The organism is Streptomyces sp. NPDC055955, assembly GCF_042270245.1.
Classification (GTDB): Bacteria; Actinomycetota; Actinomycetes; order Streptomycetales; family Streptomycetaceae; genus Streptomyces.
This window is the reverse complement of record NZ_JBHJYS010000035.1, coordinates 1-13,858: the sequence shown is the minus strand read 5'-3', so window position 1 is coordinate 13,858 and position 13,858 is coordinate 1. Positions and strand designations below refer to the sequence as shown.

Genomic DNA, 13,858 nt, shown 5'->3' with positions numbered 1-13,858 from the left:
GTGGTTCCTCAGCTCTCAGAGATTGATCATCGGACCGACGAGGCTGTGGACGACCTCCTTGACGGCTTCCCCGAGCGTCGGGTGGGCATGGACGTTCCTGGCGATCTCGTGTGCTGTGAGATCCCACATCCGTGCCAGCGTCAGCTCGGGCAGGAACTCGGCGACCTCCGGCTCTCTGCGGCGACGTGGGCGATCGGACGGTTCTGGCAGCGGCCGACCAGACGGCGCCGGCCTTCAGGGGACAGCGGGGCATTGCGATGCGACATGCACGGGCCTTCTTGGCAGGGCGACGGCCGGTGTCGACGCGAAGGGCCTCCGCGTCGAAGCGGTCATCTCAGCCGTCGACGAGTACGCGAAGGAGTTCCTGGCCGGCCTGCCAGTCGCCAAGACCGCTGCCGGAGTTGATGTGGCCGTGGCTTCCGATGAAATGGCCTTGCGCCTGCCACGTATGCGCCAAGGAGGCGGACGTCGTCGGGTCGCAGTAGGGATCGTCGTCGCTGGCCACCATCAGGCTCCGGCACGGCAATGGGCGAGCGGACAGGTCCAAGAACGTAGGTGCGGCCTCACCTGGGAACGCCGGCCCCTGGGGATTCGGAGGAGCGACCAGGAACGCCGTGACCCCGTCGGGTCGCGCCCGGTCCAGCCAGTGCGCGGTTGCCCAGCAGCCGAGGCTGTGAGCCACCAACGCCACCTTGCCCTCACGCCGGGATGCGATCTCGTAGGCGTCCTGGATCGCGGCCACCCAGTCTGGCAGGTCCGGCCTGCTCCACGAGGCCGGAGCGATCCGGACCGCTGAGGACCCCCACCGCTTCTCCCACAAGCTCTGCCAGTGCCGCTCATTCGAACCGTCGATCCCAGGGATGATGACGTACGCGACCATCGCCTACCCCCCTTCCAACCGTGGCCCCCACACATCGCGGGGCACTCTGGGGCGATTCTCGATGGGTGGGCGGCAACGATCGGGCTCAGCAAGCGATCTCAAAGAAAGTGGGGGTGACAACGATGGAATCACTCGACACGATCGACCGTGCCATCTTGGAACTGCTCCAGACTGACGGCCGGCTCACCGGAGCCGAGGTCGGACGCCGAGTCGGACTGTCCCAGCCGGCAGCCAGCGCCCGCATCCAACGCCTGGAGAAGAACGGGATCATCACCAGCTACCGCGCCGTCGTTGCCCCAGCCGCACTCGGACTGAACATCCATGCCATCGTCCGACTACGCACCACCCACGCGCAGCTGACCCAAGCCCTCACCCTTGCCGCCCAGATCCCCGAGATCGTCTCGACCCTCCGCGTGACCGGCGAGGACTGCCTGCTGTTCGACGTGCACTGCGCTCACGCCGAACGCCTTGAACAAGTCGTGGACTCCCTCGCCCGCTACGGACCGGTCACCACCGCCCTCGTACTGCGCAGCTACCCGCCCAAGGCGCTGCCAACAGCACCGTCAACAACGTCATGACCCGCAACACGTAGCCCTCGACGCGGGGCGCGAACCCGATCGCCTGGAACACCTTGTCAGCCTCGAGCACCTCGGTGGCACCGTCGCGGGTAACCGTGACCCGCACCTTGCCCGCCGTGCCGGTGCCGTCGACGGCGTCGACCCGGGTCAAAGTCACAATGGTGATCCCGAGCTTGCCGTACTGCTTGGCCAGCTCGGTGGACACCTCGGCGCCCTCGGCCGGCACCACGCGGTCCAGGTACTCGACGATGGTCACGTCCACGCCATAGGCGCGCAGCACGTAGGCGAACTCGACACCGATGGCCCCGCCGCCGACGATGACGACGCTCCCCGGCAACTCCGCGGAGAGGATTGCTCCTCATCGGTCACCACGCTGTCGCTGAGCCTGGTGCCGGGCAGAAGCCGGGTCGTGGCACCGGTGGCGATGGCGCAGTGGTCGAAGGTGAGCGTCTCCGATTCGCCGTCGGACCGCGCGACGCACAGTGTGTGGTCGTCGGCAAAGGTGCCCCAGCCGTCGTATTCGGCGATGCCGTTCTTCCGCATCAGATAGTGCACGCCCTTGGGCCCGGAGAAATAGTCGAGACCTGTGGATCGGCGTATCAGCGGCTTGAGTCTTAGAAGCACGCCAAGGACCCGATGTGGACGACCCGCCATCGAACTGGTGACGCTGCTCACTGTCAGTCGTCTGGGCATTCGGAATGTCCAGACGGGCTCAAGCGGTCGATGAGGAAAGCGAGGATCTCGTTCCTGGCCTTCAGAGTGGGATGTCCGTCCTCGTCGACGAGGTGGGCGGTGACGACGCTGTGGGGGGAGCCGACCACGTCACGGAAGAACGGGGGCGGATTGGTGTTGGCGGAACTGGCCGGAAGAACGCGGCCGTCGAAGGCGTCGCCGAGGAGTGCTTGGTAAGCGGCGAAGCGCTGGCCGGTGCACCAGCGGTCGTCGTCGAAGCGGTAGGCGAGAACTTTCAGTCCATCGCGCGCGATGCGCTCTCGGACCGCGCGTGCGTCCTCGCCGCTGATCTCGAGTGCGGCAGGGTCGTCCAGCGGCAGTGACGGATGGTTGACCACTGGCGCAATGACGGCCGGCTCAAGTGCCATGGTGAGTGCGAAGTTGCCGGTGAAGCACAGACCGATCGCACCGACTCCCGGACCGCCGCATTCGGCGTGGGCTTGGCGCGCGAGCCCACGTAGCCACGCGGTGACGGGGCTGGAGCCGCCCCCGGCGAACGCACGGAACTCGGCGCTGACGCAGGCGCGACGGACAACCTCTTGACCACCCTCGACCGTGGGATAGGCGCCGTCGGTGCCGAAGAGCGAGGGAACGTAGACGGTGAGGCCCGCATCCCGCACCCACCGTGCCAGCCGAAGGACGTCGGGGCTGATACCGGGCATCTCCGGCATCAACACGACGGCTGGTCCGGAACCCGAGGCGTACACCGTCTTCACCACCCCGTCCACGTCCACGAGTCGTCGGGAGAAGTCCTTGATCTCGTCGTTAAGGCGTCCGTTGGCTCTCATGCCGACAGCGTGAACTGGCCTGCCCGCACAAGGGATAGGCCAGATCGCCATGTAGAGGGGTAATCTCGCCAAAGGCGTGATGGTGAGGAGGCGAGCGTGAGCGCGCTGCGGGTCGGTGTCCTGGCCTATCCGGGCTGCTTCGCCTCCGAAGTGTTCGGCGTACCCGACCTATTGACGATGGCCACGCACGTCGCTGGCCCGGACCACGCCGGATACGAAGTGTCGGTCGTTTCGTCGCGACGTCATGTCACCGCATCGGGTGGTGCGGCACTGACTGTCTCCCCGCTACGCGAAGTCGACGTCCTTGTCGTGCCAGGGTTCGAGCTTCTGCCGGGCCTCGATGTGGACGCGAAGCTCACCTCCCTCGCCCCGGAAGTTGCCGCAATCCACTCACATACTGCCGCAGGCCATGTCGTCGTCTCGATCTGTGTCGGGGCGTTCCTGCTCGCCGAAGCCGGACTGCTCAAGGGGCGCCGGGCTACGACGTCATGGCTCTTCGCGGACGAACTGGCCCGACGCTGTCCTGACGCTGATGTCCGACCCGAACGTCTGGTCGTCACCGACAAGGGGGTGACGACGACGGCTGCCTTCAGTGCCATGTATGACTTCGCGCTGGAGCTGATCCGCCAGCACAGCGGTGCCGGCGTGGCGCGGGCGACCGCGCGTGTGGCGCTCGTCGACGATGCGCGATCGTCTCAGACCCCGTACGTCGACGTGCGACTTCTTCCACAGCCTGGAAACGAGTTCTCCCGCAGGGTCATGCGCTGGCTCGACCAGAACCTTGCCGCCCGATACGACCTCGCCGCGTTGTCGAACACATTCAATGTCAGCACTCGAACGCTGCTGCGGCGCTTCGCAGACGAGACCGGCCAGAGTCCGCTGCAGTACCTGCGATCGTCGCGCGTCCATCGCGCCCGACACCTCCTTGAGACCACGGACCGAACTGTCGCCAGCATCTCTACAGCGATCGGTTACAAAGACCCCGGCACCTTCGCTGTTCTCTTTGCCAAACACACCGGACGACGACCAAGCGACTACCGCGCAGCCTTCCGGCATGACGCCAACTGATGGCGCCTTCCCTGGGGGTGAGGTGTATTCATATGCGGAGAAATAGACAGACCTGCGGGTCGGTTGAGGTTGCTCAGGCTGCGTGAGCCTCGGGGCGTTCGACGAGGTGGCCGCGTTCGAAGCGGGCTCCGGCGCAGACGAGGGCGACGAGGTGGGGTGCATTCACGGCCCGCCAGCGGGCCTGGGCGGAATCGACGAGTTTGAAGACCATCGCGAGAGCGGCGGCCGCGCTGCCGACTTCCCGGGTGACCTTGGTCCGTAGCCGAACCGTCGAGAACGTCGACTCGAGCGGGTATGTCCTCCAGCGTGCTCAGTACCCGAATCGAGGAACTGTCCGGCGCCCGCCTGCTCGCCCTGAACGGTGATGGCTACCGCCTCACCCAGCTCGGCCAGGATCTTCAGTAGCGCACCTGGACGGCGTCGTCGAGGAAGAGGCTCGCCGCGGCGATGGGATCGGCGGGCCAGTCGATGTTCGCGATGGGCAACGTCGAGGTGCAGGGCACCAGTTCCGCACCGGCGGATGTGATCCGTCGGCCATGAGCGGGTCGTTGGCGTAGGTGACCCGGCGCCCTCGGGTCACCAGTTCACGGATGAGCGCGAAGATGGACTGGACATGGCTGACGATGGGGACGCCGGCCATGGCGATTGGGCACGGCGAGGGGCCTCTGGGCGATCACTCGTTTCCGGCGCAGGACAAGTGCGGGCGGTGTGGCGAGGACGCGGTGTCAAGGCCGGTCGATCTGCGCGGCGGCCTCCTCCAGGTCGGTGATGGTCCCTGACATGATCGTCCGTACATGGCTGGTGATGTGCTGCACGGGCCAGTCCCACCAGGCCACGGCGAGGAGCCGGGCGACGTCCGCGGCGTCGTAACGGGTGCGGATGAGCCGGGCGGGGTTGCCGCCGGCGATGGCGTAATCGGGGACGTCGCCGGTGACCACGGCGCCGGCGGCGATGATCGCGCCGTGGCCGATGCGCACACCGGGCATGACCGTGGCACCGTGACCGAACCACACGTCGTTGCCGACGACCGTGTCACCCCGGCCGGGCAGGTCGGTGATCAGGTCGAAGTCCTCCGCCCAGGAACCGCCCATGGTGGGGAAGGGGAAGGTGGAAGGACCGTCCATGCGGTGGTTGGCGCCGTTCATGATGAACCGGGTGTCCGTCCCCAGCGCGCAGTACTTGCCGATGACCAGCCGCTCGGGACCGTAGTGGTACAGGACGTTGCGCGTCTCGAACGCGGTCGGGTCGTCCGGGTCGTCGTAGTAGGAGAAGTCACCGACCTCGATCAACGGCGACTTCACCAACGGCTTGAGCAGAGCCACGCGCGGGTGTTCGGGCATCGGGTGGAGCACTGTGGGGTCAGCAGGGATGGGTGGCATCGGGGAGGCGGTTCCTCTCTAGTGGGATGGTGTCGCAGGTACGGCAGGAACGGGCCATGGGGTGATCTTGGTCTAGTTCGGGCTGGTCGCGGATGCCTCGCTCAAGGTGGTGGCCGCAGCAGGGTCGGTGGAACGCTGCGGGGCCGCGGAGTCTTGCGCGGGCGTGGACCTCGCCAGCCACAGTCCGGTGAACACGGCGGTGGCCAAAGTGACGGCACCGGCGGCGAGGAAGGCGCTGTTGAGGCCGGTCTCGAAGGAGGCGCCGCCGGATTGCCGGGCGCGGACGACGGCTCCGAGCAGCGCGACGCCGAGCACGGCACCGATCTGCCGGGTGGTGCTGCTGATGCCTGAGGCGAGGCCGCCTTCCTGCGGGCTGACTGCTTGGATGGCGGCTCCCGTCAGTGGGGACATCGTCAGGGCGAAGCCGGTGCCGACGAGTCCCAGCCGCCACCACACGTTCCCGTAACCGGTGTCGGCGTGCACCGTGCCGAGCGCAAGGAGCCCCAGGCCGGCCAGGACGAGGCCGGTGGTGACCACGATCCGGAAGCCGTACCGGGCAGCGAGCCGGCCCGCGTACGGGCTGACGATCACCATGGCGAGGGATACCGGCAGGGTCTGCAGGCCGGCGCGCAGGATCGAGCTGCCCTGGACGTACACGAAGAACTGGGAGAAGAAGAACGACGAGCCCATGAGCGCGAACCCCACCACGACCATCGCGGTGTTGGACACGCTGAACAGGCGCTGCCGGAACAGGCCCAGGGGCAGCATCGGTGCGGAGCGGCGCGCTTCGACGGCGACGAAGGCGGCGAGGAGGATCACCGCGGCGGCGAAGCTGCTCAAGATCACCGGCGAGGTCCAGCCGCGGGCACCGCCCTCGATGAGCCCGTAGGTCAGTGCCCCGACCGCCAGGACGGACAGCACCGTCCCAGGGACATCGATCGCGGGGGCGCCGGGATTGCGGGTCTCTTCGAGGCTGCGCAGACCGGCCACCAGCAGGATCACACCGATGGGCAGATTGACCAGGAAGATGGCGGGCCAGCCGAAGGCGTCCGTCAGTGCACCGCCGGCCACGGGCCCCGCGGCCAGGCCGATTCCGCTGAGTCCGGCCCACAGCCCGATCGCCTTGACCCGTTCCTGCGGTACGGGATGGGCGGCGGCGAGCAGGGCGAGCGAGGCAGGGCTCAGCGCGGCGGCCCCGATGCCCTGCAGCACCCGGCCGGTGACCAGCCAGCCGAGCGAAGGCGCGAGGCTGCACAGCACCGACGCGGCGGTGAACACCGCCACGCCGGTCAGGTACACCCGCTTGCGGCCGAACCGGTCGGCGAAGACTCCGCCGGACAGCAGCAGCATGGCGACCAGCAGTACGTACGCGTCGACGATCCATTGCAGACCGGTCAGTTGAGTGTGCAGCCGGTGCTGCATGTCGGGCAGTGCCGCCCCGACGATCGTGTTGTCGAGCAGGACCATGAACTGGCCCATGCAGGTCACCGTGAGCAGCACGGCTCGGTGTGAACGACTGCCTACGGCCGCAGGCGAAGCCGCCATGGGGACTCCTCTCGATCACCGGTCGCAGCCAGCCATGGACGGGTGCGATCGGTGATGCACCTGAACGATTTAACGCAGTCGGCGACTGCGTTAGGCGACTGTAAGAGACATCACCTCACAAACGCAAGCCATAACTGCGTTAAGGTGAGAGGTATGAACGAGAAGGAGCGGGCCCGGCGGCCCGGCGGGCGCAGCGCCCGCGTCGCTGCGCAGGTGCACCGGGCCGTCACCGAACTGATCAGCGAGCGCGGCTACGGCAACTTCACCGTCGGCGACGTGGCAGCCCACGCGGGCGTGGCTGACAGCAGCATCTACCGCCGATGGGGCAGCCTGGAGGCCCTGCTCAGCGATGTAGCGCTCACCAGCCTCAACGCGCGCTCGCCGATGCCCGACACCGGGAGCCTGTCCGGCGACCTGCGCACGTACGCGGCCCAAGTGGCCCGCGAGATCACCGGACCCGACGGCCCGGCGGTGCTGCACCTCGCCGTCGCTCTGGCCGGCACCGGGCAGCAAGGCGCACAGGCTCGCGAAAGCCTCCGCGCCGAACGCACCCGGCAATTGCAGTCCATGCTCGACCGCGCCCGCGAACGCGGCGAGGACGCACCCGACGCATTCGAGGTGCTGGACCATATCCTGGCCCCGATGTATATCCGCGTCTTGTTCGGCATGGGCCCGCTCACCCCGGACTACGTCGACGGGCTGGTCGACCGACTGCTGTGACCTCGCCCCGGCCCCCGGGATCAGCCCTCGGACGCGGCGCCAAGGCTCCGCGCTCGCCGACACCTGCCCGGCCAGCTCAGACAGCCGGCCCTTGGCTGGCTCACGCGGCCTGGCTGAATCCGTCGGCTGGCGGGCCGTCGCCGCGGATGGCTCGTGACTTCGTCCGCTCGCTGCTCTCTGCCTCAAGAGGCGGAGGCAGCCGTCCGGCCGGGCCCCCAGCCCCATGCTGAAGAGACCTGAAGCGGAAACTGAGGAGAGCACCGAATGGAGACATCCGACACCTCGCGTGCCATCGCTGCCGCGACTTCGATTGCCGCATCGCTCGACCTGCCGGCCGACGACGCCATCGTTCTCCACAACTCGAACAAACTGGCACTGCGGCTGACGCCGAGCGATGTCCTTGCCCGGGTCGCCCCTGCGGGACAGGAAGTTGCACAGTTCGAAGTCGAACTCGCTCAACGGCTCGCCGAATTCGGATCCCCGGTGGGCCTCCCGGAGCCTCGGGTTGACCCGCGTGTGTACACGCGCGACGGCTTCGCCGTGACGCTGTGGACCTACTACGAGCCCGTGACGCCTCACGTCTCACACGTCGACTTCGCCGAGGCGCTGAAGCGACTGCACGCCGGCATGCGCAAGGTCGATGTGCCAAGCCCGAGCTTCATGGACCGGATCACGCAGGCGCAAGAAGTCGTTGCCAGCCTGGATCTCTCGCCGGAGCTGGCCGACGCAGACCGCGTGCTCCTCAGCGGCAGGCTGGGAAACTTGCGACGGGCGATCGAGGACCGCGGCGCCGTCGAGCAGTTGCTCCACGGCGAGCCGCATCCAGGCAATGTGCTCAGCACCAAGAAGGGCCCGTTGTTCATCGACCTGGAGACGTGCTGCCGTGGTCCCGTCGAGTTCGACCTCGCCCACGCTCCCGAGGAGGCCTGCAAGCACTACCCGAACATCGACCAAGGGCTGCTCGATGACTGCCGACAGCTCGTCCTCGCGATGCTCGCAGCATGGCGCTGGGAGCTGGGCGACCACTTCCCGAACGGGAAGCGATTCGGAGAAGAGTTCCTTCGCTTGCTGCGAGAAGGTCCACCCTGGCCGACCTTCGACACGGTGACCAGGCGGCTGGGCGGCGGCCGCTAGAAGTCACCAGTGGGGCACGACCTGGATCACCGCCATCGTCCGAGCCGTCATCGTTCGTGAACACGCCAGCTGGGGAAGAGGGAGAAGGCTCAGTGGCTCAGACTTCTGGCGGGATTGCCCGCATCTGATCCGTAGCTCTATGTCGAGAACCCCGTGAGGGCCAGCACCACCATGCCCAGAATCGCCGCCAGCCTGACCTCCCCGTTTCATCACGCCGGTCCCTACGCACAACACGACAACGCCACGCACCCGCCGTAACCTCTGCGGCAAGGGCCGCATCTTTGAACGACGATGCTCAGACAAGCCGCGTCGCAGGCCCCGGCGCCTGTGTGGGGCGTTGCCATGTTGGCGTCGGCTTGGACCGCGGCCAAGATCTGTTCTCAAACACGGTCGGGCGACCAGCGGCGATGCCTTTCGTAGACGTGCTTCCAGCGGACTGTCGCAACGACGACGGCACGGCAGGGCATGCCTCACGGCGCGCTGTCACCGTCGGGGTCGAAGGCGCCGGGCGTGGCTGCCAGGACGAACTGGACGCTCCCGTCGCAGACGACGAGCGAGTAGGTGATCCCGCGAGCGAGCTGTCCGCCCGCCCGTTGGTGCTCGACGTGGTCTTGGATCCACGCGCGCACCGGTCGAGCCAGTTCGTCATCGAGTTGATCGGCAACGTGTCCGGCTCGCCATCCGATCCAGGCCAGGGCCTGCTCAAGTGTCGAACAGGCCTGCCCGCCCAGCCAGAGCATGCGGCCGTCACAAAGGTGAGCGGCAGCATCGCACCAGAAGGAACCGCGCACAGGCGCTTGGTGAGGTTGCCCGTCATGGATCTTCTGCGGTGGGGCCTGGTCCAGGACCATGGGCAGGTCCGCCCCTGGCGCGCGGAGGGCAGGTGTCTGGGCACCTTTCCTCCCTGTCACAGTGCGCCTTCGGTCTGCTCAGGAAGAGTGACCGCAGCCTCAACTTGGGTCCCGTCGGCAAGCGGTGTGGACTCCCATCGGGTGGCCAGGGCCTCGACGAGAGCCAGACCTCGTCCGTGTTCTTCCTCAGGCCGCGCCTGTCGTGCGACGGGTTTGCCGACCAGTCCCTGGTCGGTGACGGTCACGATGGCCTCGGTGGCGGTGACGGACACAGTGATCTCGATGGTCCGACTCGCTGTGTGGACCACGGCGTTGGTGACGAGCTCACTGACGACGAGCCGCAGAGCCTCGACGATGTCGTCGTCGATCTGCCACTCCCGCAAAGCATCGACCGTATGCGCGCGGGCGTCGGCCACGCTGGAACGCGACGCCCCGGGCAAGGCCACCCTGCGCCGGCGCGGAGGGCAAGTGCCGGCTGTGGGGTGAGCGGGCGTGCCTTGCGCAGGGACCGGATCAAGGTCACGGCCCGGGACTTGCGCAGTCGTGTCGCAGCGCGCAGGAGGAGTCGGTTTCATGTGAGGCGCGTCCCTCCCGAGCGAGTCGGGAGCACGGGGGCTAGCCAAGGCGACGCCAGCGTGACCAGCGCGGTAGTGATGGCCTCACACAGCGCGTCGCTGTCGGTGGTGGCCGGCCTCTCCCGGCCGGGGGCGCAGATCCACGTGCGACCGCCCGCGTGACGGCGGCTGGCGACCGTGAACTCCGGTGCAGGGCACCGCATCACGGCGCCCTCAACGCACTGTGTGCCCGGCAGCGCAGGCCAAGTAGCCCCCGTGCCCGCCGCGACGACGATCTCGACCGTGGAGCGGGCGCGGTTGGCCAGGATCGGCCCCAACGGTGTTCCGCTCGCCTCGAGAACAGCCAGAGCCGCAACAGCCACGGTGCCGCTGACGCGTAACACCTCCACACCGGTGATGCGGACAGTGCCGCAGCGGCCCCACCGCCAGGCCCGTTGGAGCCCCTCCCCCGGTTCGGCGCCAGGCGTCCAGCTCTCGGCCCTGCCGTAGGCGGGCATCACCGCGTACCCCGGACAGAGCGAGGGCAGTTGGGACAGACCCGCACCGCGTAGCCGAGTAACCCGCGCAGCCTGACGTAGGCGAATCGACCGGACTTCAGGTTCTTCGAACTCCCGCAGCCCGCACAGGCGTTGCCTCGAATCCTTTCCCAGACCTCGGCCGGCGTGCTCAGGCCGTCATGCTCGCGGGCGCGAACGTCGCCTGGCGTACCTGGTTTGTTGGGCTGCTGGCCCGTGACTTGCGCGGACGGTGACATGAACCTCTCCCGATCGTCTGCGGCCTTGGTCGACTTAGTGCGACCGAGCCGCTACCTGACGTGTCCAACTGCCTCTACAGTGACGGTATGCGCACTCGCTGCGCAAGTGCGCAGCAAGTTCTCGGCAAGTTCGCATGTGCGTGAGGAATATTCAGCTCGAGGAGACGGCTCATGGGTGCAGCTCATAGGGGTAGTGCGGCAGACTGTGCGCAAGAAAGTGCGCAAGTTCAGCGGCGGCGAAAGGGGCGGCGACGTATGACTCCGCAACAGTCAGCGACGGCTAAGCGCCGGTCGCTCGGCGCAGAGATCAAACGGTTGCGCAAGGCGCGCGGGCTGAAGGCGTCGGACCTTGCAGACCGGTTGAAGTGCAGCGAAACCCGCATCAGCCGACTGGAGACAGGTACGGGGCGCGTGCGTCTCCTTGAAAAGGAGGTACTGGCGCTCTGCTCGCTGCTCGGCATCGAGGATGAGCAGCAAGTGCAGACGCTGCTCGACCTTGCCTCCGAGCCGGAGCAGTCCTCGGCCTGGTGGGACAGCTTCCGCGGCGTGCTGCCGAGCGGTCTCGGCGCGCTCCTAGCCTTTGAGACGGACGCCCTGTCGGAGCGCGCTTGGGAATCCAGCCTGATCCATGGGCTGCTGCAGACCGCAGACTATGCGCACGCCATCTTGTCGGCGTGGCCGGACAACCGGCCAATCGATGTCGACGATCTCGTGAGCGTACGGATGCGCCGGGCTGAACTCCTCACGGCGGAAGACCGGCCGCCCCTGAACTTCTGGGCGATCCTGGATGAAACAGTGATCCGCCGGACCATCGGCAGCGAGACCGTGATGCGGGAGCAGATCCGACATCTACTCAAGACGGCGGACCTCCCAAACGTGACCCTCCAGATCATGCCGATGAACAAGGGAGCTCACCCCGGCCTCGGAGGTGCCTTCTCCATCCTCGACTTCGAAGAAGCCGCTCCCGTGGTCTACGTCGACAGCCCAGCAGGAAACCTCTACCTCAACAAGCGGCACGACCTCAGGAAGTTCTCGGCGTCTTTCGACCTGTTGCGAGCACGGGCACTTGATCCCGACGATTCAGCCGCGCTGCTCAGAGACGCCGCAAAGGAGAAACCATGAACAACAGTTCTGAACCCGACTACCTGCAGGGCCTCGACTGGTTTAAGGCCTCGGCGTCCTCCGGAAGCGGCGGCTGCATAGAGGTGGCCTTCACCCGTGACGGCAGGGTTGCCCTCCGAGACAGCGAAGACCTGGACAATCCCCCATTCGTGGTCAGTGAGCACGTGTGGCGGTGCTTCCTCGACGGCGCGGGCAAGGGCGAGTTCGACATCAAGTCCTGAGTGCGGCAACTCCGTACGGGTGCTAGATGCATTGGGCCGGTCTCCTTGGCGAAGACTCGCCCCCGACGTCCGGAAAACCTGGCGCCCCAGGGGGACCGCTTGACTATGGTCGCCGGGGGGGAGACGCGTGTCCTGGCCATCTGTGATCATTCTTGTCCCCGCGGAGCGACGTCCGGCGCTTGAAGGGCGAATCCGGTCCCTTGAGCTCGTGCCGGATCCCGTGACGGGCGACGAACGGCTGCACCAGCACGGGTACTCGTACTACATCGACCTCTCGGGCGGGATCCTGGCGGACTACGAGCCGGAGGAGCTCGAGCAGGTAAGGACCCGGATCGGCGAACCGTACGCTGTTTACGTGTCGTGCCAGTCCATGGACGCGGCCCGGGCCTTCCTCCGTGACGTCCTGTCTGGTGTGGACGGTCTTGTCGACACCAACCACCACGAGATCCTGCAGGCTAGCGACTTCCTCACGCTGGTGGACCGTTACCACGGTTGGGACTGGCGTCGCCAACCGAGCACAGACCTCCAGTAGACCGGCCAACGTCGGCGTCCTGTCAACTGCGGGTCCAGATGGGGACGGTGGCCAGGTGCAGTGCGACCTGGTGGGCAAGCAAGCTTGTCCGTCCGCATTGCAAGGACCCGCCACTGCTTGATCCGAGCGATGCACCGTTCGACGGCATTGCGCTCTTTGTATGTCTCAGCGTCGAAGCCGGGCGGGGTCTGGCGCGGCCTCGACGCAGACGGTGGCCGATCTGGTCGGCGGACTGCGGGATAACCGTCGCCGAAGGTGCCCACGGATCGAGCGGTGGTGGAGCCAACCGAGTCGTTCCAGTAGATCTCACGTGATGTGTTGGCCTCGGCCTGGATCCGCTGCAGCAGCCGTCCCCGTGTTCCGTCGGCCGACCACAGCCGGCGGCGTTCGTAGACCGACTTCCATGGCCGGAACCGTTCGGGCAGGTCATGCAACTGCACCTCGGTCCGCACCCGATGAAGAGTCTCCCCACGGGGCCGCGACCTCACCATCCAGGACCGAAGCGCCGCCCAACAACGGCGCGGCACGTCGTGCATGGCGCCGCCCTCCCCTCGGCAGGCGTGCGCAGACCAGCCACACTGGTTGGTGAAGCTGTGTTGCACGCACACGGCGAACTCGCGGACCCAAGCGCTGCGCAAATCACCGTGGGTGACGCCATGTTCGCGGCGCCTTTGAGTTCGGCATGGCCACATGAGCGCACCTTCATCGCCCCTGCCAACGAGGCCGAGAGGGTGGTTATACGGACAGCACAGCGGGCTCTCACGGTCAACATGACGGAGCAATGGACGACGCCACCAGGAGCGCCATGCGCGGCGTACAGCAGCAGGGCTGTGCCCCCTACGCCGATCACCTGATCCTGTTCCGGGGCAGGAGGCCCGGGGGGTTAGTACTGCAACGGTCTTTGGCGTGACTGGTTGCCAGGGTGGTCGTTGCTCTGGCTATGGGTGGGGTGTTGGGTGATGTGAGGACGTGGGCGTCG

13 protein-coding genes and 5 pseudogenes are annotated in these 13,858 nt (G+C 67.0%); 7 read left to right on the top strand and 11 right to left on the bottom strand.

Going from position 1 to position 13,858, the window contains the following annotated elements; translation table 11 throughout:
- Window positions 1-15: 15 nt before the first annotated feature.
- A pseudogene (locus ACFC96_RS42585) lies at window positions 16-171 on the bottom strand (dihydrolipoyl dehydrogenase); the annotation flags it as partial.
- Window positions 172-334: 163 nt separating this feature from the next.
- Window positions 335-880, bottom strand: a complete 546-nt coding sequence (locus ACFC96_RS42580) for an RBBP9/YdeN family alpha/beta hydrolase (protein ID WP_372567035.1) — start codon at window positions 878-880, stop codon at window positions 335-337.
- 122 nt (window positions 881-1,002) lie between these two features.
- Here ACFC96_RS42580 and ACFC96_RS42575 point away from each other — a divergent pair, with 122 nt between their 5' ends.
- Entirely contained in the window at window positions 1,003-1,458 is a 456-nt protein-coding gene (locus tag ACFC96_RS42575) for an Lrp/AsnC family transcriptional regulator (RefSeq protein WP_376617857.1), read from the top strand.
- A gap of 4 nt (window positions 1,459-1,462) precedes the next feature.
- Here ACFC96_RS42575 and ACFC96_RS42570 read toward each other — a convergent pair.
- Window positions 1,463-2,019, bottom strand: a pseudogene (locus ACFC96_RS42570) (FAD-dependent oxidoreductase); the annotation flags it as partial.
- 116 nt (window positions 2,020-2,135) lie between these two features.
- On the bottom strand, window positions 2,136-2,924 hold the full coding sequence (locus tag ACFC96_RS42565; RefSeq protein ID WP_376617855.1) for a dienelactone hydrolase family protein: 789 nt from the start codon (window positions 2,922-2,924) through the stop codon (window positions 2,136-2,138).
- Window positions 2,925-3,074: 150 nt separating this feature from the next.
- Between ACFC96_RS42565 and ACFC96_RS42560 the strand changes: the two genes are divergently transcribed.
- Window positions 3,075-4,046: a GlxA family transcriptional regulator gene (locus ACFC96_RS42560; protein ID WP_376617853.1), complete on the top strand. Its 972-nt coding sequence runs from the start codon at window positions 3,075-3,077 to the stop codon at window positions 4,044-4,046.
- Between the two features lie 73 nt (window positions 4,047-4,119).
- On the opposite strand, the pseudogene ACFC96_RS42555 reads toward ACFC96_RS42560, so the two are convergent.
- From ACFC96_RS42555 to ACFC96_RS42540, 4 genes and pseudogenes are all read right to left on the bottom strand, one after another.
- Window positions 4,120-4,344, bottom strand: a pseudogene (locus ACFC96_RS42555) (IS256 family transposase); the annotation flags it as partial.
- A 112-nt stretch (window positions 4,345-4,456) separates the two neighbouring features.
- Window positions 4,457-4,686 (bottom strand): annotated as a pseudogene (locus ACFC96_RS42550) (glycosyl transferase); the annotation flags it as partial.
- Window positions 4,687-4,771: 85 nt separating this feature from the next.
- A complete protein-coding gene (locus ACFC96_RS42545; protein WP_376617851.1) occupies window positions 4,772-5,425 on the bottom strand; it encodes a CatB-related O-acetyltransferase in 654 nt (217 codons plus the stop codon).
- A gap of 72 nt (window positions 5,426-5,497) precedes the next feature.
- Window positions 5,498-6,970: a DHA2 family efflux MFS transporter permease subunit gene (locus ACFC96_RS42540; RefSeq protein ID WP_376617850.1), complete on the bottom strand. Its 1,473-nt coding sequence runs from the start codon at window positions 6,968-6,970 to the stop codon at window positions 5,498-5,500.
- Between the two features lie 153 nt (window positions 6,971-7,123).
- Between ACFC96_RS42540 and ACFC96_RS42535 the strand changes: the two genes are divergently transcribed.
- Window positions 7,124-7,690, top strand: coding sequence for a TetR/AcrR family transcriptional regulator (locus tag ACFC96_RS42535; protein WP_376617848.1), 567 nt, complete (start codon window positions 7,124-7,126; stop codon window positions 7,688-7,690).
- Window positions 7,691-7,954: 264 nt separating this feature from the next.
- Window positions 7,955-8,824 carry a phosphotransferase gene (locus ACFC96_RS42530; RefSeq protein ID WP_376617846.1) on the top strand — a complete coding sequence of 290 codons (870 nt, stop codon included), beginning with the start codon at window positions 7,955-7,957 and terminating at the stop codon, window positions 8,822-8,824.
- A 470-nt stretch (window positions 8,825-9,294) separates the two neighbouring features.
- Here the strand turns inward: ACFC96_RS42530 and ACFC96_RS42525 are convergent, their stop codons facing one another.
- Complete coding sequence (locus ACFC96_RS42525) at window positions 9,295-9,675, bottom strand: hypothetical protein (protein ID WP_376617844.1); 381 nt, start codon at window positions 9,673-9,675, stop codon at window positions 9,295-9,297.
- Between the two features lie 56 nt (window positions 9,676-9,731).
- On the bottom strand, window positions 9,732-10,091 hold the full coding sequence (locus tag ACFC96_RS42520; RefSeq protein ID WP_376617842.1) for an ATP-binding protein: 360 nt from the start codon (window positions 10,089-10,091) through the stop codon (window positions 9,732-9,734).
- Between the two features lie 1,168 nt (window positions 10,092-11,259).
- On the opposite strand from ACFC96_RS42520, the gene ACFC96_RS42515 reads away from it, so the two are divergent.
- The 3 genes from ACFC96_RS42515 to ACFC96_RS42505 all read left to right on the top strand — a co-directional run bounded on the left by ACFC96_RS42515 (window position 11,260) and on the right by ACFC96_RS42505 (window position 12,879).
- Window positions 11,260-12,126: a helix-turn-helix domain-containing protein gene (locus ACFC96_RS42515; RefSeq protein ID WP_376617840.1), complete on the top strand. Its 867-nt coding sequence runs from the start codon at window positions 11,260-11,262 to the stop codon at window positions 12,124-12,126.
- Window positions 12,123-12,347, top strand: coding sequence for a DUF397 domain-containing protein (locus tag ACFC96_RS42510; protein ID WP_376617838.1), 225 nt, complete (start codon window positions 12,123-12,125; stop codon window positions 12,345-12,347). The genes ACFC96_RS42515 and ACFC96_RS42510 overlap by 4 nt, the downstream gene beginning before the upstream one ends.
- Before the next feature lie 208 nt (window positions 12,348-12,555).
- On the top strand, window positions 12,556-12,879 hold the full coding sequence (locus ACFC96_RS42505) for a hypothetical protein (protein ID WP_376617836.1): 324 nt from the start codon (window positions 12,556-12,558) through the stop codon (window positions 12,877-12,879).
- Window positions 12,880-12,901: 22 nt separating this feature from the next.
- On the opposite strand, the pseudogene ACFC96_RS42500 reads toward ACFC96_RS42505, so the two are convergent.
- Window positions 12,902-13,123: pseudogene (locus ACFC96_RS42500) on the bottom strand (IS5/IS1182 family transposase); the annotation flags it as partial.
- Window positions 13,124-13,858: the final 735 nt, after the last annotated feature.